Here is a 24,791-nt window from a genome sequence, read left to right as displayed (position 1 = left end):
ACAACAAAACGGTCATTGGTGATGGAGGAGGAAGAAGATGAAAGCGAACAGGGTCATTATCATTGGCATTGACGGAGCGGGCAACTTTATTAAGGATGCGGAAACTCCGCGTATCCACGCGCTGCTGGAAAGAGGAGCGTATTCCTACGAGGCCCAAACCGTTTTTCCGAGCATCAGCGCAGAATGCTGGGGCTCGCTGCTGTACGGGGTAGGTCCGGATAAGCACGGCATTAACAACGACAAGGCGAGTCGCGAGACGGTTCCATCTAATTTTCCTTATAGCTCCCTATTCGGATTGTCCCGCGCGCAATGGCCGGAAGCTCCGCTGGCGGCCTTTAGCTGCTGGGAACCGATCAATACAGGCATTATCGAAGCTAATCTTGACGTTCACTGCGTATCCAAAACCGACCCGGAACTGGCCAAGGATATCGTTGCGTATATTCGCTCGACCCCTGAATTTAAGCTCATGTTTATTCAGTTTGATCTGCCGGATGCGGCCGGACACGCCCACGGTTTCGGCACGCCGGGGCAGATCAAACAGATCGAGCAGACGGACCCGTATATCGGCATGATCGAAGATGCGCTGCGCGAGGAAGGTCTGCTGGAGGATACGCTGGTCATTCTGGTGTCGGACCATGGCGGCGGAGGAACTCATCCTAACGATCACGGCAGCGACCATCCGATGGATATGACGATTACATGGGGAGCCGCCGGATACGGCGTGCAAGCCGGAGCGATCGACGGGCCGGTAAGCATTATGGATACGGCGGTCGTTGCCGCGCGAGCATTGGGGCTCCCGGAGAGAAGCGATTGGGAAGGTCGTCTCCCTAAGGGCGTATAATCGTTCGAGAGTTGAAGCGAGAGGCTGTTCCTCCAGTTAAGTCTGGGGAACGGCTTTTTCTTTTGTGATAAACTATACTCCGACAGGAGGCGTCCGACATATGTTCAACGGCAATAACTTTTTCCGCTCCAGGCTCGGGAGCGCATCGCCGATTCTCCGGCGCATCTCGATCAAGAACCGGCTGTTGGCCGCGTTTCTGATTACCTCGCTTCTGCCCGTGCTTTTCGTTGCTTTCTACTCCAATTACAAATATGAAAATTCCATTACGGAAAAAATCAGCGCATCCACGCAGCAGGTGCTGAACGAGCTTGCCCAAAACATGATGCGGGAGCTGGAGCAGTACGAGACGCTGAGCGAGGCGATCATTATCAATAAATCGATCCAGGGCGCGCTTCCTAAGTTTGAGGAAATGACGGATTTTCAGAAAAATAACTTGAGATCGACGCTAAGCGAGGAGCTTGCCCAGCAGATTTTCCGGTTAAGCAATATCGCGAACGTCGTAATCTTTACGAATGAAGGGCAGCCGATTTTCGATCTCGGATTCGAATGGTATCCGGATATTCGTCTGGACCAGTTAACGGATTCGGTTGAATCCTCCTCGGGCAATGCGAGCTGGACATATCTTCGCACCTATCGGGGCGCGAACAGGATCGCGCTGACCCGCGCGGTGTATGCCGAGGACAACTTGAATCGCAAACTGGGCTACATCATGATTCTGATCGATGAAAAGGTTTTTTCGCGCAATACGTACAGCCATGTCGAGCTGGGGCAGGGCAGCAGAATCTACGTGGCGGACAAGAACGGCTTCGTTGTCTCCTCCGTCGCGCCCGAGATCGAGCAAGGTTCGGACTACGGGCAAAATGAGATTTTCGCCAAGCTGAACAAGGAGCATAAGAACGAAGCTTTCTACACCCAGGTGAACGACCGCAAGACGCTTGTCGTCAGCTCGTACATTCGCTCCGCGGACTGGGAGTTGATTGGGCTTGTGCCGCATTCCTTCCTCGTGTCGGAGCTTAAGGAGATGCGCGGCAACATCGTCTTTATTTGTTTACTGACGCTCATGCTGTCCGGGGGGCTGGCTATGTGGATTTATTTCAGCATTCACAGTCCGATGAGACTGCTGCTGCAATATGCCAATCAAATCCGCCTAGGCCAACTCGAAACCAAAATCGGCAATTCGTATCCGGATGAAATGGGCAAACTAACGGAAACAATCGACAAAATGGTCGAGCAGCTTAAGCTGCTTATTTTTCAGGTAGAATCCGAGCAGCAGGCCAAACGGGACGCGGAGCTGAAAATGCTGCAGGCCCAGATCAATCCCCACTTCCTCTTCAATACGCTGAATTCCTTGAAATGGAGCGCGATGATGAGCGGCAACGAAACAGTCCGACAGGGCATAGAATCGCTGTCCGAGCTGCTGCGCAATACGATTCTGGTCAAGGAGGAGCTTATTCCTCTTGAGATGGAGATCGACAACCTGCTTCATTATGCGACGATTCAGCGGATTCGTTACGGAGATTCGTTTAAGCTGAGCTGCGCTATGAGCGACGACGAGCTGTATGCGTGCCTAGTGCCGAAATTTATTTTACAGCCGATCGTGGAAAATTCGATTCTCCATGCCGGCAATGAAGATGGACGGAGAGTCGGCATTCGCGTAGAGGGCGTCAGGGAAGGCGCGACTTTGAAAATCGTCATTGCCGACGACGGCAAAGGCTTCGATATGAACGACGCCCAGAACCGGAAATCGTCTTCGCACGCCAAGCTGTCCGGCATAGGCATCGGCAACGTCGACGAGAGAATCCGCCTCCACTTCGGCGCGGCCTACGGTCTTGTGACCCGCAGCGCTCCGAATGAAGGGACGGAGACGGAGATTAAGCTGCCGATCCTGGCGAAGGAGGAACGGTCCGATGTATAAGATTCTGATCGTCGACGATGAGATGATCGTGCGCCATGCGGTCAAAACGCTGATTCGTTGGGAGGGAAGCCGTTTCGAATACGTCGGGGCGGCGGCTAACGGAGCGGCGGCGCTTAATCGGATTCAGGAGACGGGCGCGGACATCGTCATTACCGATATTAAAATGCCGGAGATGGACGGGCTGGAGCTTATCAAAAGACTAACGGCTTCGGGCTTCTCCGGAGAGGTGCTCGTGCTGAGCAACTACGACGACTTCGAGCTGGTGCGAGAGGCGCTGAAGTGCGGCGCTTACGATTACATGCTCAAGCTGACTCTCAAGACGGAAAGCTTCATGCAGACGCTGGAGGAGATCGCCGCGAAGCTGGATGCGAGGAACGGCGCAGCTTCGGCTCCTGCATCGGATGCAGCAGTTCCTCGTCTTGAGGAAATAACCCCCCGCATCGCCGCCGCGATTCGCAAGCTCAATGAGCTCACTGCCGATTCCGAGCCTTGGGAAGGGGAGCGATTTATTGGCGCGGATGAAACGGTTTATTCCTTCGTGATTCGTCTGCAGGGAGACGAACAAGGACTTCGTCAATCCGGGGAATTTCAGGATACTCTGGTTAAGCTGGCGGACGGACTCTTTACGGGCAGTCGGTGGACAGTCGTTATCCGTACGGGGGCGAGGCGGTTTTTGCTTGCGGTCGCGTATGCTTCCGGGACATCCTTCTCAAGCCCGGAGGAGCTGGCGCTGCGTATGATAAGTCTGGCTTCCTTGTATTACAACGTTCGGATTAAAGCGATCTATGCGAGCGCCGCATCGGACGAAGATGAGCTGGCTGCCGAGCTTAGACTAAGCCGACTGGCTGAGGAACTGCTGTTCTACACTCGTCCGCCGACAGGGTGCTTATCGAATCGCGAGACGATTCAAGAAGGAAACGAGGCGTTCAAAGCAGCGGAGACTAGGCTCCGCGACAGCATGCGCAAGCCGAATTCCGGTTCGCTCGTCCTATGGTCGGAGAGCGCGCTTGAGCTAATCGGGCTTGCCGCGGAGCAGCGGGTCAATCCGAGGCAGCTAAAAAGAGCCGTCAGCGGCGGGATATGGAGCATCGCCAATTCGGATGATCCGGCAACTCCAATTCAATGGGACGAGAAGAGATGGCTCGAACAGGTCGAGGCGGCGGAGACGGATGCGCAGCTCAAAGAAACGATCCGAGAGCTGTCTAAGGAGATCGAAAATCGTTCCTCCGATACCGCGAGTCCGCAGATCGCCGCTCGGGAAGAGGTGCTGCAAGCGATGCGTTACCTGGAGGAGCGCTACCCTGAGCGAGTCGCCATTGCCGATGTAGCCCATCACGTGGGATTGTCGGAGCCATACCTGTGCCAGGTGTTCAAAGCCGACACGGGTCAAAGCATTCTGACTTATCTGAATGAGATTCGGATGTCCAAAGCCTACGAGATGTTGGCTTCCGGCCGTTATTTAGTCAAGCAGGCCGCGATCGAGGTGGGGATTCCCGATCCGTTTTATTTTAACCGTCTATTCAAGAAGCGCTTCGGATTTTCCCCGAAAAATGTGAAAACCCCATGATCGCGACTGAGTATTAGCTAAACCTGGACGATTTTAAGATCCATTGACTGAAAATTGTCCAGCTTGCCAAGAGCATACGGACAATTCGATAAAATCGTCCATGCGCTTCCTGCTTATTGTTCATTTGGCCGAGCTTCTCCCTAACTTATAATGAGAGCAGATCCGATCAAGGGGGTTTCACAATGAAGCAGAGAAAATGGTTAACGACGGTCGCTGCCTCTGTAGTGGCGGTATCCGTACTTGCGGGCTGCGGCTCCAACAATGATTCCAAAGGAGCTTCGCCTTCGGCAAGCGCCAACCCATCCGCAAGCAGCAGCGCTTCCGAAGGGGGCAAGCAGTTCGAAAATATGGAATTGAACGTAGCTGTATTCCAAGGCGGTTACGGACGGGAGTACTGGGATTCGATCGCCGATGAATTCATGAAGGATTACCCGGGAACGAAGATCAATATTACGGCTAGCCCGAAAATCGCCGAGCTCGTACGTCCGAAGATCGTCGCGGGAAATCCGCCCGACTTCATGTACGTGGCCGGCAGCGACAATATGCCGATCATCGACGGTCTGATCAAGGACAAGGCGCTGCTCGATTTGACCGACATTTTCAACGAAGCCTCCGAAGGAGCGCCGCTCAAGGATAAAATTCTTCCGGGCGTACTCGAGTCCCGTTCCAGTTCGCCTTACGGGGACGGCAAGGTTTATCTCGCACCTTATAATTTTGACGTTATGGGCTTGTGGTATAACAAGAAGCTGTTTGACGACAAGGGCATCGCCCTTCCGACGACTTGGGACGAGTTTTTCGCGCTGGGAGCGACGGCGAAGGACAACGGTCGCTCGCTGTTCACCTATCAAGGGCTGTACCCGGGCTACCTGGAGGAAATGATCGTTCCGGCCATCTTTAACGTAGGCGGACAAGAGGCGCTTGATCAGTTCTACAATCTCGATCCGGAATTCTGGAAGAGCGAAACGTTTACTAAGGTATGGGGCTTCCTCGACAAGATCGCCAACGAAGACAACGCGTTGATGAAAGGCACGATCGCTTTGAATCACACGCAAGCTCAGACGGCGTTCATGCAGGGCAAAGCGATGTTCATTCCGAACGGCACATGGTTCGAAGACGAAATGAAGGATTCGCCTCGCGAAGAGGGCTTCCAATTCGGCTTCCTGGGCGTTCCTTCCTTCGAGACGGGCAAGCCGATGATGGCTTTGACGGATGTGCAGCGTCTCGTTATTCCGGCGAAGGCGAAAAATCCGGAGCTGGCCAAAGAGTTCTTGAAGTATCTGTACACGGAAAAAGGCGTGAAGCTGAACGGCGAGAAGGCTAAAGGCATTATGGCCGTCAAAGGCGCTCCGGACTTGGTGAAAGAGTTTATTCCGGAATCGACGTACAACGTATATAAAGCTGTAGACAACGGAATCGTTACGGTTAACGGCAAATTCATTTCCGTTGCCAAAGGCAGCAAGTACAACCCGAGCGACGATATTTACAAGCCAATTTCCTCTCTGATGAACAAACAAATGACTGTGGCTGAATACGGAGACAAGCTGTACGGAATTTTCACCAACATTCAGAAAGAATTGAAAGAGAACGGAGCACAAGAGTAAGCGAGTAAATGTGCTTCTGCTTCCGGAAAACCTGCCGCGCGTTTGGATGAACCCGGCAGGTTTTCTCTATCTCAAGAAGCGAAAGGAAGAGCCTGACTATGAATATGAAAACAAAACGGGGGTTCTTTATCGCGGCCTGTCTGCTTCCGGGTCTGGCCTTTTTCCTCCTGTTTAAGGTATATCCGACCATCCAGATCTTTCAGAAATCTCTTTATTTATGGACGGGAGTTAGCGACGAACCGAAATTCATCGGTCTGCAAAACTTCGTGGATATGTTCCACGATGACGTATTTCTGCTGGCGCTTCGCAACACGGGATTCCTGATGCTGATCGTTCCGGTCGTGACGCTGCTGCTTGCGCTGGTCAACGCCTCGCTGCTGACGCAATCGAAGCTCAAGGAGAAGGGCTTGTACCGGACGGTCTTCTTCTTCCCCAGCATTCTGTCCTTCGTCGTTATCGCAATTTTGTGGTCCTTCATCTATCATCCGACAATCGGCTTCGTCAATTCGGGACTTGAACTGCTCGGTTTGGATAACTTGGCCATGTCTTGGCTGGGAGACGAGCGGACGGTGCTGTGGGCGCTGGCTGTCACGATGATCTGGCAGGCCGCAGGTTATTACATGGTGATGTACATGGCGGGCATCGACGGCATTTCGCCGGAGCTCTATGAAGCGGCGAGCCTGGACGGCGCAACGCGGATCCAGCAATTTTTCTACATTACGATCCCGATGCTGTGGGAGATTATTCGAATCACGATCGTCTTCAGTATTAACGGCGTGCTGTCCATCAGCTTTATTATCGTGTCCGTCATGACGGCCGGCGGGCCTGACAGACATTCGGAGGTCCTGATGACCTACCTGTACGGGCAGGCGTTTACGAATTCCAACTTCGGCTATGCGATGGCGATCGGCGTGTTTATTTTTATCATCTCGATGCTGCTGGCGCTAATCAGCAACAAATTAACGGACAAGGAGGCGCATTAACATGTCGGCTTATACCCATGCCGCAAAATCCGGCGGAATTCTCTCCAAATTGTGGGGCAATCTTGCCGTTCGGATTTTCCTGTTCGTCCAGACGTTGATTGTTTTGTATCCTTTGGTTTGGAACCTGCTGGCTTCGTTCAAGACGAGCACCGAGGTCATGGAAAGCCCGTGGTCTTTGCCGGCGGCACTGAACTGGGACAACTACGTGCGCGCCTTCACGACGGCCAAAATCGGCGACTATATGATCAACTCGGTGCTGGTCGTCGTCCTATCGATGGTGATGCTGCTGTGCATGGCGGTACCGACCGCATACGTGCTCGGGCGCATGAAATTTCGCGGACGCGCCTTCCTGTCCAACTTCTATATGGCGGGGCTGTTTATCGGCGGCGTATACATTATCGTACCGCTCTTCATTATGATGAACGATCTGCACATGCTGGACAACCGTCTATGGCTGAGCGCGCTGTATGCAACAGGCACGCTGCCTTTCTCGGTTTTCCTGCTCACGGGCTTCATGAAATCCATTCCGCACGACTTCGAAGAAGCGGCAATGATCGACGGCTGCGGATACTTCGGAACTTTATTCCGCGTGATTATACCGATGGCGCGTCCCGGGATCATTACGCTGATCGTGTTCAGCTTCTTCGACTTTTGGAACGAGTACGTGCTGGCGTTGACCTTGATAACGGACGATACGAAGAAGACGATCCCGATCGGCCTGGCCAACCTGATGCAGATCCAGAAGTTCGCTACGGATTGGGGCTCGTTGTTCGCCGGTCTTGTTATCGTGCTCGTGCCGACGATCCTTGTCTACGCACTGCTGCAAAAAAAGCTGACAGAAGGCATGATGCTTGGCGGAGTAAAAGGATAATGGACGGTTTGTGGCGAAGATAACAGGGAACCCAAGGGAATCCCAAGGGAATCCAAATTTTGGAGAGGGGTTGTCGCGCAGGTGGCAACGTTCGGCATTCAAGGAAACGACTTTGTATATGAAGGCAATCCGATTCGGATTTTATCGGGGGCGATCCATTATTTCCGGGTCGTGCCCGAATATTGGGAGGACCGTCTGCTGAAGCTGAAGGCATGCGGCTTCAATACGGTAGAGACATACGTGGCCTGGAACATTCACGAGCCTAAGGAAGGCCAGTTTAATTTCAAAGGCATTGCCGATGTGGAAAAGTTCGTTCGGCTTGCGGGCGAGCTGGGGCTTCACGTTATCGTTCGTCCAAGTCCGTACATCTGCGCGGAGTGGGAGTTCGGCGGTCTGCCGGCCTGGCTGCTGAAGGACAGCAACTTGCGGCTGCGCAGCTACGAGGAGCTGTATCTGGCTAAAGTCGACGCCTACTTTGACGAGCTGCTGCCGCGCTTCAAGCCGCTGCTGTGCACGAACGGCGGGCCGATTATCGCGATGCAGATCGAGAACGAGTACGGCAGCTACGGTAACGACAAGAAGTATTTGGGATACATTCGCGACGGGATGAAGAAGCGCGGCATGGACGTGCTGCTGTTCACCTCCGACGGCCCTGAGGATCATATGCTTCAGGGAGGCATGGTCGAAGGCGTACTGGAGACGGTCAACTTCGGCTCCCGTGCGGCAGAGGCGTTCCGCAAGCTGCGGGAGTATCAGCCGGAAGGCCCGCTCATGTGCATGGAATTCTGGAACGGCTGGTTCGATCACTGGATGGAGGAGCATCAGTCCCGTCCGGCGGCGGATGTGGCGGACGCGTTGGAGGAGATGCTGGCCGAGGGCGGTTCGGTCAACTTCTATATGTTCCACGGCGGTACAAACTTCGGCTTCTATAACGGAGCGAACCATATACAGAGATACGAGCCTACAGTGAACAGCTACGATTACGATACGCTACTGAACGAATCTGGCGAGCCGACGGAGAAATATTGGGCGGTGCGCAAGGTGCTGGAGCGGTATGCGGAGCTGCCGGAGGCGAAGCTGCCTGCGCCGATTCCGAAGCGAGCCTACGGAGAGGTGCGGCTGGAGCAGACGACCGGGTTGTTCGGACAGTTGGATCGCCTTTCTTCGCCGGTACAGCGCACAAGCCCGGAGCCGATGGAGAAAGTCGGACAGGCTTACGGTTTCATTCTGTACTCGACGCATGTAACCGGACCGAGAAGCGGTATGAACCTGGTTTTGCAGGAAGTACGCGACCGTGCGCTCGTATTTGCGAACGGCAAGTATGTCGGCACGACGGAACGATGGAATCCGGTTGAGCTTCCGCTGGAGGTTCCGGCTGAGGGTCTGCGCTTGGATGTGCTCGTAGAAAATATGGGACGCGTCAACTACGGTCCGCTTATGCGCGACGCGAAGGGAGTTACGGAAGGGATTCGGCTGGGCAATCAATTTCTGTACGATTGGACAATCCGTACGCTTCCGCTGGACAACCTGGATCAATTGGACTTTGCTGCTGCGGCAGAGGCGTCGGAAGGGGATCTTCCGTCCTTCTATAGAGGAACGTTTAAAGTGGAGGAGAAGGCCGATACGTTCGTTCGCTTCGACGGCTGGACGAAGGGCGTAGCTTTCCTGAACGGCGTTAACCTCGGTCGGTATTGGGAAGTCGGTCCGACGCGCACGTTGTACGTTCCTGCGCCGCTGCTGCGGGAGGGCGAGAACGAGTTGATCGTGTTCGAGCTTCATGGTACGTCGGCGCCGGTCGTTCAATTGACGGATAAGGCTGATCTCGGCTAATCGAGGGGAGGAGGAAGCGGAATGGGAGTCTCAATACAAGAAGCGGCGAAGATTTCGCCTTCACCGCGCCAATTGGCGTGGCAGGGGCTTGAGTTTTATGCGTTCGTTCATTTTACGGTAAACACGTTTACAGATATGGAATGGGGGCTGGGCGACGAGAGCCCTTCTCTGTTTGCACCGTCCGAGCTGGATGCGGAGCAATGGGTTGCGGCCTGCCAAGCGGCGGGAATGAAGGGGCTTATTCTCACCTGCAAGCACCATGACGGCTTCTGCTTGTGGCCTAGCGCGTATACCGAGCATTCGGTCAAGAGCAGCCCTTGGCGGGGCGGCCAAGGGGATCTCGTTCGCGAGGTTTCGGACGCCTGCCGGAAAGCGGGCTTGAAATTCGGCGTCTACTTGTCCCCATGGGATCGCCATGAGCGGAGCTACGGAGATTCGCCAACCTACAATGCTTTCTTCCTCAATCAACTGCGCGAGCTATTGACCAACTATGGCGAAGTATTCAGCGTCTGGTTCGACGGGGCCTGCGGCGAAGGGCCAAACGGCAAGCGGCAGGTGTACGACTGGGACGCTTATTACAGCCTGATTCGCGAGCTTCAGCCGAATGCAGTCATTTCCGTATGCGGCCCCGATGTACGCTGGTGCGGCAACGAAGCGGGCCATACCCGCACATCGGAATGGAGCGTCGTCCCGGCGGCGATGCAGGACAACGAGAAGATTCATGAAAATTCGCAGCAGGTCGACGACGGCGAGTTCGCCAAGCGCGTCAGCTCGGAGGATGAGGACCTGGGCAGCCGCGATGTGTTGGCGAGGGCCGCCCAAGCGATCTGGTATCCGGCGGAGACGAATACGTCGATTCGTCCGGGTTGGTTCTACCATGCCGCGGAGGACGACCGCGTCAAGACGACGGATCAGTTGATGGAGCTGTATGAGCGTACCGTCGGAGGCAATTCGACGTTCCTGCTTAATCTGCCTCCCGATACAAGAGGGCTGCTGCACGAGAACGATGTCGCACGCTTAAGAGAGCTTGGCGAGCGAATTAGACGGACGTACGGCACCGATTTGGCTGCGGGAGCCGCCGTTCGAGGCTCGGCCGAGAAGGACGAGCCGCACGGGGCGCAGCGCATAACCGACGGAGATCGTTCGACGTTCTGGCAAGCTCCGGAAGGCGTCGAGCAGGCGGAGCTCGTCATCGAGCTAGGGGACGAGCGGACGTTCGATCGGGTCGTGCTTGCGGAGAACATTTGCGAGGGCCAGCGCATCGAGCGCTTCCGACTGGAGGCGTCGTCCTCGTCGTCCGGCGACGAGGATTGGCGGCCGCTCTACGAAGGTACGGTCGTCGGATACAAGAAAATATGCCGCTTGGCCGAGACGACTGCCCGCCGTCTGCGCCTCACGATCGACGAATCGCGTTGGAGCCCGACTCTGAGCGGCTTCGGGGTTTATCGGAGCACGGCGGTTGAGGGATAACATATAGCGGTTGAATAAAAAGGTCGTGAGCACGGGTAATTCCGTTGCTCACGACCTTTTTTGCGCTTTATTTATGTTTCGGCTTAATGGTCAAAGTTCCAAAGTGAGAATCAATCAGGTAAAGCGTTCCTTTTCCATCGACCAAAATATCATGTAGCGAATTATTGTTTTTGACGATGAGTACGAACCGTTCATTCCCCGCAGGATCAAGCGAGAAAACGCTGCCGCCGTTATCCTTAATATAGACGTTTCCTTTGCTGTCGCTCAGCAGGGCCCCTACTGTATAGTAACCGTTCAGCCTCAGCGGATATTCCCATAGCGTTTTGCCGGAGGCATCAATCTGGGCAATCCCGCGCTTGGCCTTCACATAGTATTTTCCCTTACCGGCTTTCGTCATCACCAGATCGAGCTGGGCGGCTGTCGGTTTGTTTACTTTGGTCAGCTTTCCGCTCTTCAGATCCAAAATTTCGACGCGCGGATTCGGATTGCCGTATGCGCGAACCCATTGATCGGTCGCCGGGATATATCCGGACGCGCTCCAACTCTTCGTACTGCGGTCGAGTTGCTTCTGCCAGAGTAATTTGCCGGTATTGCTCAAGTAATACGCATAATCCGAATCAGTCAGTGCAAGCACGTTATCTCGGGAGTCTATAATTACTTCCGTTAGGCTGGTTTTATGCCAGGTAAACGAGAAATCGGCTACCTCCGTAGTCGTGGCGGTCCACTCCCCTATGTCCGGAACAGCCCAGTTCAGCTCGCCCTGGGGTGACAGGGAAATAAGGTTTCCACTGGCTACCGTAACCAGGTTGTCCCGCGAGTCCATCGCAGAGTACGTGATAAAATCCGGCAATATAAATCGATCGTGCGGGAGAGTGTAAGACGATTTTACTTTGCCGCTGCGGTCGATCAGATCGATTCGGTGATCGACAGTGTTATCAAAAATATTCTGACGGATGGTGAAAAGAGTTCCCTGTGCCGACAATCCCCAATCCTTCGGAAAGTTTGTATCCGAATCGCTGTAGTCGTGTGTCCACAGCTCGCGGCCATCCGATTTGGAAATCGCTTTCGTAGAGGTGCCGTCGAGCAGCAGTAGGCGGTCTCCGTCTAGCATAGATTGCCACACACTACTCGCTTCATCGCTCCAATCGACCTCGAAGTTTTGGTAGCCTCGAAGCTGCACTTTTTTGCCGCTGTCGTTGGTATAGGGAAGCTCCAAATAATCATTGGAAGGGAGCAGTTTTACTTTGTCCGTTGCCGCAGAGGCTTGCGAGACGCCGGTAAATCCAAGCAGCAAAGCAAATCCGGCGATCAGGCCGATCCATTTTCTGTGCATCAAGAAATCTCCTTATAATAGAGTGGCGTTACGGCGATTAGCTGAACGGGCCAATGCTACTTGTTACTTGAGAGACTTGTAGTATGCCGAGAAAACATCGGAGAAGGCTTCCGCAGCCAGCTTAGTTTCCTCCAGTGTATTGTTGGCGCCGCCGATTTCCAGCAGCAGACTGCCGGGGGAGAGCGATTGGTTGTATTCGCCGTTGCCTTGGTGAACGCTCTTGGAGATGACTCCGCGCGACAGACCGGGATACTTTTTGTTCAGCCGTTTGTCCAGTTCGTTGGCCAGCTTCTGGTTGGCAGCATGGTTGGGGTGGGCCGTTCCGATGACGAACAGGATGCGAGCGTAGCTCTTTCCTTTAATCGTAACCGTCGTGTTTTTGCGCGGAACGTCTGCATCTCTATGAATATCGAAGAAATAGGCCAGCGACGGATTGGCTTTCATAGCTTTAGTGACGGCTTTGCGAGATTCCGCGTAGGATTGGGAGAAGCCCAGCTTTTGCGTCTTCAACCGTTCCATGAAATCCTCGGTCTCTACCAAAGAACGGATTCCAGACTTGGTGAGCTTCTCTCCCAAATGTCCGCCTACCAACGTGATGTTGATTTCCGTATCGTCGACGGATGAGCCCGTTACGTTACGGGCGACATTTTTCCAGGATTCCCGATTATGAGTGTGATAGATGTAGACCTTCGGCGCTTCGCGTTCGTCGAGGTTCGTCCGGACGACCCAATTGGCCACATAGGCCTGTTTTCCGCCCGACAGCGTAACGATATACCAGTCGCCTTCGACCCCGGCGATCGGCAAAGTGTCTCCCGAAGCGGCCTTGCCTACGATGTCGTGTTCCAGTCCGGGGCCGCTGCGCAGGTTAGTCTTGTCCACAAACACGACATAACGCAGAGGCGTTTCGGTCTCGACTACCCAGTTGGCGACGTAAGCGCGCTCCCCGCTAGGCAGCGGTACGACGTACCAGTCCCCTGTCGTATCGACGATCGGCAGCGTAACGCCGGGGACCGCCTTGCCCACGATATCGTAATCCAATCCCGGCCCGCTGCGTAAATTGGTAACGTCTACGATTTTAACGACGCTTCCCTTTGTTGAAGATGAATTGTTGGCGATGATCCGGCTATTGGCCATATCAGTATTGCCTGCAGGCGCGACGGATGGGGAGGCTCCGTAAACAGGAATGAAAGCGACGAATAGAAGCAGGACGGCTACGGCTGCGGTAGAAGCGATTTGGCGAAAGATCAAAGCATCCTCTCTCCTTGTTCGGTATTTCGTTCCTAACCTTTTTTCGACAAGGTTGAAGTAAAAGCCTGCTATTTGTCGGAAAAATATCTCATTCTTTACACGAGAACATATGTTTGGTATAATGAAAAAAGATGAATAAACGGCGAGTGAAGCACACTCCGATAAGCGCCTGAAGGCGCTCGGGGCGTGCTTTTTTTCGCGTTTGCGGAGGTCGCCGGAGGGAGGATGTGGTGTATAATGAAGTTATCAGATCGACGTAAGAAGGAGAAGCTGAAGCTTGATCAAATGATGCGTGTGCTGTTCCGGTTGTCCAAGCGGCTGACGGTGCAACTGATCAACGGCTTGTTCGGGGAGCGGGTTGCGACGGAGGACGTAAAGGCGATCCACTACGGCAATGCCGAGTTTATCTTGGACGAGTACGAACGGATCGTCGGCGATTTGTTCTTGAAGCTGGATACGCGCCGCGGACTGTTTCATTATCATGTCGAGTTCCAGACGCTTAACGATCAGTCGATGGTTATACGCATGTTTCGCTACGGCTTCGAGAAGGCGTTGGAACTGGCCGCGGGAAGAGAAGACAATGGTTTGCCCTTGCTCGCATTCCCCAAACAAATCGTTATTTTTCTGGAGGAAAACGAAGCGATCGGCGAGGAACTCGCCTTCCGCATGCGACTACCGGACGGAACGGAGACGGTCTACACGGTACCGGTGCTGCGTTACTGGATGCTGTCGCCCCGAGACCTGCAGGAGCGGCGTCTGTTCGCGCTGTTGCCTCTGCAAGTGTTTGGCTCTCGCAAGAACATGCGGCTTATTGCCGCCAGCACGCGCACGGACGACGAGAAGCGTCAGTTATTCGCAGAGGAGTTCTCTCGTTTAAAGGCGACGATCGAGGAGACGCTGGCGGTTATCCGGGACCTACATCGGCAGCGGCTGTTACCTACTGGAGACATGGATCGGATATTACAGGTGCTGGGGAACATACTAAACTACTTATACCGACATTACGGCGAATACAAACAAACGGAAGAGGAGGTAAGCCACATGATCAAAACGTTTATTCCCGAAGCAATGAAGAAAGGAAGGGAGGAAGGTAAAAAAGAAGGTTTGAAAGAAGGTTTGAAAGAAGGCTTAAAGGAGGGAGTAAAAAAAGGTCAGCTCAAGGTTGCGCGCAATCTCTTGAAGCTGGGAGTCGATATGAATACGATCGTCGAAGCGACCGAATTGACTCCTGAGGAAGTGACAAGACTGGAAGAGAAAAAATGAAGGCTGCATGATCGTATGGCTGAGAAAGCTAGAGAGTGACGACACGATCGTTATTTAGAACTACCCTCTTCAAGTCTGTCTAAGGACAGGCTTTTTTGAACGATTCAGAAAGTATAAAATTCGCTATCCTTATCTGAATCGTCTCCGACAAAACGCCTTCATCGTCCAGAGGACGCCGAAGGCGTTTTTGCTTGTTTGCGCCGATATTACGCATAAAAAGTCAAACAAATCATCATAGTGCTAATCCGGTGCCAAGCGAAAGCGACTATAATGAGAAGTTAGACGAATCGCCATTCGACAGGGAGAGACGCCACGATGAACAAATTCAGAATTCCATGGAGAAACTCCGTCTATATGAGAATGCTGCTGCTTTTTATCGCGATTCTGACCCCCGTCTATGTCATTGGGCTGTTGATCTACAACTGGGGGATTCAGGCGGTGAAAGAGCAGGTGTATCAGTCGATGGACTCCCAGACGGCGTATTACCTGAACGAGCTGGAGACGAAGGTCGAACAGATGAAGATTTTGCTACTCGATAGCCTGAATGACGACAATCTCAACAATCTAGCGACGATCTCCCCGATTATGAAAATTTCCGAACGCCGCAGCGCGATTACGAGATTGCAGCAGCGGCTGTTCGCGATCAAGAGCAGCAGCGAACTGATCGAGGATGTTGCGGCTTATATTCCCGGTACGGATACGCTCGTCTCGGGCGTTTACGGTTACGATAATATCGGACAAGAAGGATTGAAACTACTCGGGCGAACGGGCCAACGGTTCACGACCGCTCCCAAGCTGGATGGGGATACCCTTAAGCTGAGGGCTCCGTTTCCCAACTCCAGAAATCGAAAGCCGCTGTTTCTAGTCGAAGTGACGTTATCGCTAGAGCAGTTGGACAAATCTCTCTCCTATTTGATACAACCGGGACAAGATGAAGATGCCGCATTGATTCGAGCTTCCAGCGGCGAACGGGTCGCGGGAGCGCGGACGGGGACGATCGGCTTTGCCATGAGTACGAGAGAGCCGCCTTTTCCTCCGGCAGCGGACGGCAAAACGTTCGCCGACGTCGAAGGGAGGAGCGTCTTCGCCGTCTATCATTACTCCAAGAAGCTGGACATGACCCTCGTCAAAACGGTGGAGATCGATTCCGTGACGGGACCGGCTCAAACCTATCGGAAATGGTTGTGGTTTTTCCTCGCGACGGGACTGCTGATCGTGCTATTCTTCTCCGTATCGCTGTATCGTTCCATCCATAAGCCGCTCGTGACGGTGATTCGCGCTTTCGGCAAGCTGCAGGCGGGCGACCTGAAGGTGCGCATTCATCGCAGGAACAAGGACGATTTCAACTACTTGTACGCGCATTTCAACCGGACGGTCGAACAGTTGAATTCCTCTATCGATCAAGCGTACAGGCAGACGATATTGGCGCAAAGGGCCGAGCTCAAGCAGCTGCAGGCGCAGATCAATCCGCATTTTCTGTACAATAGCTTCTTCATGCTGCACCGGATGGTGAAGATGGAGGATAACTCCAAGGCGGTCGTATTTTCCAAAAAGCTCGGAGAGTTTTTCCAATTCGTTACGCGCAATAGCGAGGACGAGATTTTGCTGACTAAGGAAGCGGAGCACGCCCGAATCTACTCCGATATCCAGGCTATGCGTTTCGTCAGCCGACTGCAGATCGACATTGAACCGCTTCCGGCGTGGATTCAGCATTGCTATGTGCCGCGGATGATTTTGCAGCCTCTCATTGAGAACGCGATTGAACACGGCATGCGGAACAAGGAGAAGGATGGCCGAATCCGTATCTCGTACGGGAGAGACGGGGAGCGCTTCGTCGTTGCGATCGAGGATAACGGAACGGGAATGGACGAGGAGACGAGAGGGCGGCTCGAACGCAGCCTTGATGAGCAGTCTCTAGGGCAAGAGACGGAAATTACTGCACTGATCAACATTCATCGTCGACTGCGGATCAAATTCGGTCCGGATAGCGGCCTCGGATTCGAAACCACCCCGGGCGGCGGTCTGACGGTGCGCGCGACGATTGATTTTGGAGGGGAAAAGCATGTATCGGATATTGCTGGTGGACGATGAGAGGCACGTGCTGGATTGGATTTCGGAGCTGCTTGGCGAACTCGACGGGCACGAGTTGGATGTGTACAAAGCCGAAACCGTGACGGAAGCGCTCGCTTGGCTGAACCGCTGCAGAGTGGATATCGTCGTCTCCGATATCGCCATGCCCGGAATGACCGGACTCGAACTGCACGGCAAAATCCGCGAGCGTTGGCCGGAGTGCAAAGTCATTTTCTTGACGGGGTACACCGACTTCGAATTTGCTTACCAGGCCGTTAAGAATGAGGCAGTCGGATATATTCTGAAAACCGAGGATGACGACGTCATCGTCGAGACGGTGCGCAAAGCGATTGTCCAGATCGAGGAAAGCGAACGAAAAGAACGGCTGGTGCGGCAAGCGGAAGAACGGGTCAAAGCGGCGATACCCATGCTGCGCAACGAAGGCTTGGCGGCTTTGTTGCGAGGCGAACCCGGCACGTTCGAAGATAGAGAAGCGATGTTTCGGGATTTGGAAATCGCTTTGGATCCGGGAAAGCCCGTTATGGCGGCGGTCTCCCGATTGGATGAGCGCAGGCAAGAGGGCGGCGACGGGACGCAAACCTCGAGAGTGTCCGCGCTCAGGCTCGCGGTTGCCTGCGTGTGCGATACGTTGGAAGGGAGAAACGCGAAGCTCGCGCACGCGACAGTCGACGGAGATTTGGTCTGGCTGGTTCAGTTCGATTCCGGAGCGGGACTGGAGGAACCGGTGTCGTCCAAGCTGCTTATGGAGACGTTGGACGAGGCTCACACGGTTTGCCGGGAGAGCTTGGGACAGTCGCTGTCCACCGTCATGGCGGAAGGAGGAGTGTCATGGGCGGAACTTGCACTCCGCTACCCGAAGCTCCAACAAGGACTTGTTCGGCAAATGCTTTATGCAAGCGGATTCATCATGCTGGAAGGGGGGCTTGCGGACCGAGGCCGGGAAACTTCGGGAGAAGGCATCTCTGTCGCCAACGTTGCTATCGAACGCAACAGATGGGACGCTTTGCGAGCCGATCTGGAAAAAGGAAATCGAGAGCGTTTTATGAGAGGGTTGGAGGAAATCGAACAATTGACGAGAAGGGGGCAGCTAAGCTTGCAGGACTCTGCCGGTTTGGAAGCGTTCGGGCATCTCTCTCTGCTGCTTCTATCCGCTATGAACCGCTGGGAAATGCGGGAGCTTAGCTCGGACGCATCGCTTGTCGGGAAGCTGGCTAGCGCGGAGAGGCATAGCTCTTTGCAGGAAGCTTTCGCCTTTGTCCGGGAGAAGGCGGACGCGATCTTCGACCGTCTCGGGGAGAAACGGGAGCACGGGGAATACAAAGTGATCGAATATGTGAGAGAGTATATCTCGCAGCATTTGCATAAAGGGATTTCCCTCGTCGAACTAGCGGAGGCGGTATACTTCAATCCCTCCTATCTCTCTCGGCTATTCAAGGAAGCGACAGGTCGGAGCGTTACGGCTTACTTGGCGGATCTACGCTTAGAGAGGGCGGTAGCGATGCTGCGCGAAAATTGCAAAATCGGCGATATCGCAGCCGCGGTCGGCATCGACTCTCCGGCGTATTTCTCCAGGTTTTTCAAGAAAATGACGGGTCGCACGCCGCAGGAATACCGGGAGGAATTCATTCTGGGCAACAGGTCATGAGAAGTCAACGAAGTCATGAGAATCCCGTTACGCGGAAGCAAGCGGATGCTTTACGATGGCTGTAGGGCCCTGAATACGAACATGGAGTGAGATCATGAGAAAAGGAACTAGAGCAGCATTTATCGCATTCGTCTGCACCGCGACGCTGACGATCAGCGCTTGCGGAGGAGAGAACGGCAATGGCAAAGGAAATGCCGGTTCATCCAGCGCGCCGTCGGCTTCTCCGAGCGGGAGCGCTTCGAACGCTCAGCCTTCCGCCGGAGCGGCGGGCAAGTACGATCCGCCGATCGAGATCTCTTTGGTAGGCGTAACGGACGACACGCTTGAAGGCGTGCTGGCCAAGCTGTCCGGAGAGACGTTCGAGAACAACCGATGGTCGAAGCTATACGAAGATCAATTAGGCATTACCTTCAAATACGACTGGATCGCCAAAGGTCCGGATCAGTTCAAGCAAAAAATGAACGTTTCCCTTGCTTCCGGAGACGTGCCGGATTTCATCCAGGTCGATGCGACCGAGCTGAAGCAACTGCAAGAGGCTGACTTGATCATGGATTTGCGGGACGTGTACGAGAGCAACGCGGCTCCTTTGACGAAGGAAGTGTTGACGCAGGATGGACAGGCGCCGTTCGACGCGGCGACGATCGACGGCATGCTGATGGGCATCCCCAATATTCGCTCGTCTATTGATATGGCCCAGTTCGTCTGGATTCGAACGGATTGGCTGCAGAAGCTGAATTTGCCGGAGCCGAAGACGCTGCAGGACGTCGTGGCGATCTCCGAAGCGTTCGCGACCCAAGATCCGGACGGCAATAACAAAGCGGACACCGTCGGTCTGCTGCTTCAGAAGGATCTGTTCGGCGGCTTCGCCGGACTGGAGGGTTTCTTTAACGGGTTCCACGCTTACCCGACGATCTGGGTCGAAGACGAATCGGGCAACTTGGCGCACGGAAGCACCCGCCCGGAGACGAAGGCCGCGCTCGCCGAACTCCAGCGGATGTTCAAGAACGGGCTTCTGGATCAAGAGTTCGGAGTCAAGGATTGGGGCAAGACGGCGGAGACCGCTTCCGCCGGCAAGGTAGGCGTGTCCTTCGGCCAGCAATGGCTGAGCGCTTGGCCGTTCCAGTCCAATCACGACAACGATCCGAATGCGGTATGGAAAGGCTATCCGCTTCTTTCCGCAGACGATAAGCCGGCGCGCCCGGAGATCAGTCTAGGAACCTATCAGTATTGGGCTGTGCGCAAGGACGCTAAAAATCCCGAAGCTCTGCTCAAGATGTTTAATGCGTACATCGAGAAGAACTGGGGAGAGACGGCGGAATTCGGAACCTACTACTTGCCGGGGGACGCCGAAGGAACTTGGAAGCTGTCGCCCGTCACTCCGGAGCCGCCGAACAAAAACCTGGACGCGTATCTGGCGATCGCCGAGGCGGCGGCAAACGGCAAACTGGCGGAGCTGACCGGAGAAGCGAAGGTGATTCAAGACAAAATCGCCGAGTACAAGAACGGCAACGAGAAGCTATGGTCTTGGGCGGCGGGGTACGACGTCGACGGCGTATACGGAGTGATGAAGCAGTACAAGGAGTCGGACCGCTTCATGATGAACAAGTTCGTCGGAGCGCCGACCGAGACGATGGCGGAGAAGAGCGCAACGCTCGGCAAGCTGACGAACGAGACGTTCACCCGGATCATTCTGGGAGAGCTTCCGATCGATGCATTCGATACGTTCGTACAGGATTGGAATAAGCTGGGCGGCGAGCAGATTACAAAAGAAGCGAACGAGTGGTATCGGGCGAGCAAGTCGTAATCCGGGCACAGGGAAGGGGACGCCTCCCTTCCCTTGTTTTCTTTGGCAACGTGAAGGAGGCTTTCAACGATGATCAAATCTAGAGCGCTGTCGCGCAATCTGCCGCTTCACCTGATGATTTTGCCCGGACTGCTGCTCGTGCTCATATTTTCCTACGTCCCTATTCTAGGCACGTACATCGCTTTCCAGAAGTTCATTCCCGCGAAAGGGTTTTTCGGGGATCAGGCCTGGATCGGATGGGATAACTTCCGCTATGTGCTCGATCTGCCGGGTATTTTTCAAGTGCTGTGGAACACCGTATTCATCGCGGTGATGAAAATGGTCGCCGGCATCGTCGTACCGCTTACGGTGGCGCTGCTGCTGAACGAGCTTCGCAACCAGGCGATCAAGCGAAGCGTGCAGACGCTCATTTATTTGCCTCATTTTCTATCCTGGATTATTTTGGGCGGAGTGCTTGTGGACCTTCTGTCTCCTTCCTCCGGACTGGTGAATCAAGCGCTTGGCGCTTTCGGCATCAAACCGATCTTTTTCTTGGGCAGCAACGACTGGTTTCCTTATACGATGGTGATTTCGGATGTCTGGAAGGAATTCGGCTTCGCGACGATCGTATATTTGGCCGCATTGACCGGCATCGATCCGCAGCAATACGAGGCGGCAATCATCGATGGGGCGAGCCTTTGGAAGCAGACTTGGCACGTTACGCTGCCGGGCATGCGGATGATTATCGTGCTGATGGTTGTGCTGAGCCTCGGGAACGTGCTGAACGCCGGCTTCGACCAGATCGTGAACCTGTACAGCGCCCAAGTATACGCGAGCGGCGATATCATCGACACGCTGGTTTATCGGCTCGGGCTGCAGCAAGCCCAATACGGCGTTGCGACCGCGGTCGGGTTGTTCAAATCGGTCGTATCGTTCCTGTTCATCTCTGTCGCGTATTACGCGGCTTACAAATTGGCGGATTACCGCATCTTCTAGGAGGAATCTACGTGCTTGGACAATCGACGGGCGCCAGGCTATTCTCCGCGCTTAATGCGGTTTTCCTGATCGCCTTATCGCTGCTGTGCATCGCGCCGCTCGTCCATATCGCCGCCGTATCGCTCAGCTCAAGTTCGGCCGTGACCGCGGGGTGGGTGAGGTTCTGGCCGGTCGATTTTACGCTGGACTCTTATCGGTTCGTGATGACACGGGGGGAAATCTGGAGCTCCATGTGGGTGACGTTGCAGCGGGTGGCTCTCGGCGGCGGATTGAATTTGCTGCTGACGATTCTGATCGCCTACCCGTTATCGAAGGAGTCGGCTACATTCCGCTCGAGAACCGGGTATGCCTGGTTTTTCTTTTTTACGATGCTGTTCTCCGGAGGGCTTATTCCGTGGTACATGGTTATCCGCCAGCTTGAGCTGCTGGATTCGATCTGGGCGCTAGTGCTCCCGGCGGGCGTGCCGGTCTTCAACGTCGTGCTGATGCTGAACTTCTTCCGCCAACTGCCCAAGGAGCTGGAGGAAGCGGCATTCATGGACGGGGCCGGGCATTGGACCACGTTGTGGAAAATCTATTTGCCCGCCGCATTGCCCGCTCTGGCTACCGTATCGTTGTTTGCGGTCGTCTGGCATTGGAACAGCTGGTTTGACGGGCTCATCCTCATGAACCGTCCTGAGCATTATCCGTTGCAGAGCTACCTGCAGACGGTCATTATGCAGCGGGACATGACGTTCATCCAGCATTTAAGCCGAGCCGAGCTCGCGATCGTATCGGACCGCACGATTAAATCGGCGCAAATTTTGATCGCGACGCTGCCGATCGTGTTCGTTTATCCGTTCCTGCAAAGGTTTTTCGTAAAAGGAATCGTGCTCGGAAGCGTAAAAGGTTAACCAATTACCAGAATCGAGGGGAAACGAATGAAAAAGTTCGCGATTTGGTTTACGGTTTTGGCGTTGCTGTTGACTGGTTATGGGCTGCGCGGCAGCGGGGTTGCCTCCGCGGCCGAAACGGTACTGCTGTCGGAGGGCTTCGAGAGCGGGACGATGACCGGCTCGAAGCTGACGCTCGGAGCGCCCTACGGCAGTCTGACGTCCGCCGCGACGGAGAAGCTGGCCGGTGCATATTCCGTCAAGGGCTCGAGTGCGAACGGCCAGCAATGGGCGGAGTTTCTGAAGCTTGAACAGGGGGAGCTTCCGCTTACGCCGCAGAAAACGTATACGGTCAGCTTCAAGTATCGCGTTCTGACCCCGGAGCCTGCGGGAGAGTTCTTCTATCTCTACGGAAAGCTGGACGGCACTGGCGAAACGGTAGGGTTTAACTTCAACGGCGCAGGGGAGGTCGTCTGGCGGACCGAGCAGCTTGCGACCGACCACGTCCGAGTGACCGGGCAAGCCTCCGAGCGGCTGGCGCAAATGAGCTTTACCGCCAAGGGGAGCGGGGACTATGCTTGGGTATTCGGCATTCACAACGGCGGAGCTCTCGTCGTCGACGACATCAAAATAAGGGAAGGCGGATTAGAAGCGCTTCCGCCGGAACCCGTCGACACGGCTGCTCCGGAAGGATTCGAGAACGGGCAAACGACCGGCACCGTGTGGACAACGCTGAATGGCGGAGCGGTCTCTAACGATGCGGACAAGCGAATTAACGGACAATACGTCGTCAAAGCGTCGGCGGGAACGACGGAGGAGTGGAAGGAGTTTCTGACTTCGGATTCCGAGAAGCTGAAGCTGACGGCGAATACCCAGTATACGATAACGTTTAAGTACAAAGCGTTCGCAGCGGAACCCGTGGACGGCTTCTACTACTTGTATGCAAAATCCGCATCGACGGGGACAGTATCCGGCTTTAACTTCAGCGGCGGACATGATGTACTATGGCGAAGCTCGGACGTAGCGGCCGAGGATGCTCAGATTGTCGACCGCGGCCAATACCGGGTAGCGAGGCTGACCTTCACGACGGGCGCGGCCGACGATTATGCGTTGACCTGGGGCATTCGCAAGGGAGGCGGGATCGCCATCGACGATATTTCAGTCGCTCGCGGCAGCGTTCCGATTCCAACCTCCGGAGAGTACCGGATCGGCTATGCTAACGTGGCGGATTATGGAGCGATCCCGGACGATGGAATGGACGACACTGCGGCGTTCAAACAAGCGATCGCCACCGGGAAGAGCGTCTTCGTACCTGCGGGAACCTATCATATTAAAGAGACGCTGCAGATTCAGAATCAGAACTTCGTCGGCTCGGGCATGTTCGTCTCCCGACTTATCGCCTCTAACGCCAATCCGAAGGCTCCGATTCTGAAGGCGGGAAGAACGTCGGTCGTTGCGGACCTTGCTTTAGGTTTCGACAGCGGCTTGATCACGAATCATGAAGCGATGGGCGACCGCGTCGGCATCTACACGGCGGCGCAATGGTCGCTGCAACGGGGCTCGACGGTTCGCAACGTCAGGATCGAGAATGTGGGAACGGCCATCTACAGCCCGAACGGGGAAGGGGCCGAGTCGTTCTCGGTCACTTACGATACATTGGAAATCGAGAACTTCTCGTATCGGGGAATCGATTTCCGTTCGACGATCCGTACGGGCAACGTGTTCAATAACATTTATTTGAAGTCGGATCGTCCGAACGTCGACGTTCCCTTCGCCTTGACCGGAGAAGAGAGCGAGACGGTCATCAATCAGTTGAACGTCGAGCATACGAAGGTCAACACGGCTGTACTGTTGGAAGGCGTCTATGCTTTGGCGGCTTCGACATTCCATATCGAAGGAGTCACCTTGCGAAATGCGAATACGGGATACGTTACGGTCAATAACAGCTCCGGTTCAATCGAAAGCCTCTCGGTCTACTATTCCCCGATTGAGAAGAGCGGCGTGAGCATCGTCCGGGTCGGCAACAATCGTTACGGAACGGGCATGTCGTCCTTCGAGCCGGAGTCCGTCGGGTATTTGCGGATCGGAACGTTGCATGTCAAAGGACTGAACGACCCCAACGCTCAATTGCATGGAGCGAAGACAGGAGGCCTCGCCCGCGCGGATGCGGCCGGGTTCGTCTTCTTCGACAGAGCGGCGAACGCCCTGGGCGAGTATTCGGTTCAGCTCGACAATTACGTCTGGTATTCGTTCCAGAACGACCGGAACGTCTATACGCAGTTCCCGGTCGATCCTAACGGCCGAATCTCATTTTTGAAGCTCGGAGTGCTTCCGCTTGCCGGGACGACGGCCAAACGTCCGCTCCACCGAATGATCGCTGGGGTTACGACCTATTACGATACGAATTTGCGTCAATTGCTCCTCTGGGACGGTTCGACATGGATTTCGCTGAACGCGGCCCCCTGACGAAAGATAAAAGAAG

Annotated in this window: 17 protein-coding genes; 15 read left to right on the top strand and 2 right to left on the bottom strand. The window is 54.6% G+C overall.

The genetic code is table 11. The features are described from left to right. Positions 1–37: 37 nt before the first annotated feature. The 8 genes from DFP98_RS28125 to DFP98_RS28090 all read left to right on the top strand — a co-directional run bounded on the left by DFP98_RS28125 (position 38) and on the right by DFP98_RS28090 (position 11,078). Complete coding sequence (locus DFP98_RS28125; protein WP_116063967.1) at positions 38–841, top strand: alkaline phosphatase family protein; 804 nt, start codon at positions 38–40, stop codon at positions 839–841. 100 nt (positions 842–941) lie between these two features. Further along, on the top strand, positions 942–2,756 hold the full coding sequence (locus DFP98_RS28120; RefSeq protein ID WP_116063966.1) for a sensor histidine kinase: 1,815 nt from the start codon (positions 942–944) through the stop codon (positions 2,754–2,756). After that, on the top strand, positions 2,749–4,323 hold the full coding sequence (locus DFP98_RS28115) for a response regulator transcription factor (RefSeq protein ID WP_181917989.1): 1,575 nt from the start codon (positions 2,749–2,751) through the stop codon (positions 4,321–4,323). The genes DFP98_RS28120 and DFP98_RS28115 overlap by 8 nt, the downstream gene beginning before the upstream one ends. 182 nt (positions 4,324–4,505) lie before the next feature. Continuing rightward, positions 4,506–5,924, top strand: coding sequence for a carbohydrate ABC transporter substrate-binding protein (locus DFP98_RS28110; protein WP_116063964.1), 1,419 nt, complete (start codon positions 4,506–4,508; stop codon positions 5,922–5,924). A 98-nt stretch (positions 5,925–6,022) separates the two neighbouring features. Continuing rightward, positions 6,023–6,907, top strand: a complete 885-nt coding sequence (locus tag DFP98_RS28105; protein ID WP_116063963.1) for a carbohydrate ABC transporter permease — start codon at positions 6,023–6,025, stop codon at positions 6,905–6,907. 1 nt (position 6,908) lies between these two features. Beyond that, a complete protein-coding gene (locus tag DFP98_RS28100; RefSeq protein ID WP_116063962.1) occupies positions 6,909–7,778 on the top strand; it encodes a carbohydrate ABC transporter permease in 870 nt (289 codons plus the stop codon). Between the two features lie 81 nt (positions 7,779–7,859). Continuing rightward, a complete protein-coding gene (locus DFP98_RS28095; RefSeq protein ID WP_116063961.1) occupies positions 7,860–9,608 on the top strand; it encodes a glycoside hydrolase family 35 protein in 1,749 nt (582 codons plus the stop codon). 21 nt (positions 9,609–9,629) lie between these two features. Then, positions 9,630–11,078, top strand: coding sequence for an alpha-L-fucosidase (locus DFP98_RS28090; protein ID WP_116063960.1), 1,449 nt, complete (start codon positions 9,630–9,632; stop codon positions 11,076–11,078). 67 nt (positions 11,079–11,145) lie between these two features. Here DFP98_RS28090 and DFP98_RS28085 read toward each other — a convergent pair whose 3' ends face one another. Then, the gene (locus tag DFP98_RS28085; RefSeq protein WP_116063959.1) at positions 11,146–12,411 is read right to left on the bottom strand and encodes an outer membrane protein assembly factor BamB family protein; all 1,266 of its coding nucleotides are present in this window, start codon (positions 12,409–12,411) and stop codon (positions 11,146–11,148) included. A 63-nt stretch (positions 12,412–12,474) separates the two neighbouring features. Further along, positions 12,475–13,659 carry a stage II sporulation protein P gene (spoIIP, locus tag DFP98_RS28080; RefSeq protein ID WP_116063958.1) on the bottom strand — a complete coding sequence of 395 codons (1,185 nt, stop codon included), beginning with the start codon at positions 13,657–13,659 and terminating at the stop codon, positions 12,475–12,477. Positions 13,660–13,896: 237 nt separating this feature from the next. On the opposite strand from spoIIP, the gene DFP98_RS28075 reads away from it, so the two are divergent. From DFP98_RS28075 to DFP98_RS28045, 7 genes are all read left to right on the top strand, one after another. Then, positions 13,897–14,922 carry an RpnC/YadD family protein gene (locus DFP98_RS28075; RefSeq protein ID WP_116063957.1) on the top strand — a complete coding sequence of 342 codons (1,026 nt, stop codon included), beginning with the start codon at positions 13,897–13,899 and terminating at the stop codon, positions 14,920–14,922. A 315-nt stretch (positions 14,923–15,237) separates the two neighbouring features. Continuing rightward, positions 15,238–17,013 (top strand): sensor histidine kinase, encoded by a 1,776-nt coding sequence (locus DFP98_RS28070; RefSeq protein ID WP_116063956.1) that lies wholly within the window; start codon positions 15,238–15,240, stop codon positions 17,011–17,013. Then, positions 16,985–18,658, top strand: a complete 1,674-nt coding sequence (locus tag DFP98_RS28065; protein WP_116063955.1) for a response regulator transcription factor — start codon at positions 16,985–16,987, stop codon at positions 18,656–18,658. Before DFP98_RS28070 ends, DFP98_RS28065 begins: the two co-directional genes overlap by 29 nt. A gap of 94 nt (positions 18,659–18,752) precedes the next feature. Beyond that, positions 18,753–20,462: an extracellular solute-binding protein gene (locus DFP98_RS28060; RefSeq protein WP_116063954.1), complete on the top strand. Its 1,710-nt coding sequence runs from the start codon at positions 18,753–18,755 to the stop codon at positions 20,460–20,462. A 69-nt stretch (positions 20,463–20,531) separates the two neighbouring features. Next, positions 20,532–21,437 (top strand): ABC transporter permease, encoded by a 906-nt coding sequence (locus DFP98_RS28055; protein WP_181917988.1) that lies wholly within the window; start codon positions 20,532–20,534, stop codon positions 21,435–21,437. An 11-nt stretch (positions 21,438–21,448) separates the two neighbouring features. Further along, positions 21,449–22,330: a carbohydrate ABC transporter permease gene (locus tag DFP98_RS28050; RefSeq protein WP_116063953.1), complete on the top strand. Its 882-nt coding sequence runs from the start codon at positions 21,449–21,451 to the stop codon at positions 22,328–22,330. Positions 22,331–22,357: 27 nt separating this feature from the next. Beyond that, positions 22,358–24,775 (top strand): glycosyl hydrolase family 28-related protein, encoded by a 2,418-nt coding sequence (locus tag DFP98_RS28045; RefSeq protein ID WP_116063952.1) that lies wholly within the window; start codon positions 22,358–22,360, stop codon positions 24,773–24,775. The last annotated feature ends 16 nt before the right edge of the window (positions 24,776–24,791 follow it).

The sequence above is a fragment of the Cohnella phaseoli genome, from assembly GCF_003386235.1.
Classification (GTDB): domain Bacteria; phylum Bacillota; class Bacilli; order Paenibacillales; family Paenibacillaceae; genus Cohnella; species Cohnella phaseoli.
Note: the sequence above shows the minus strand (reverse complement) of the source record. Positions and strands in the feature narration are given on the sequence as shown.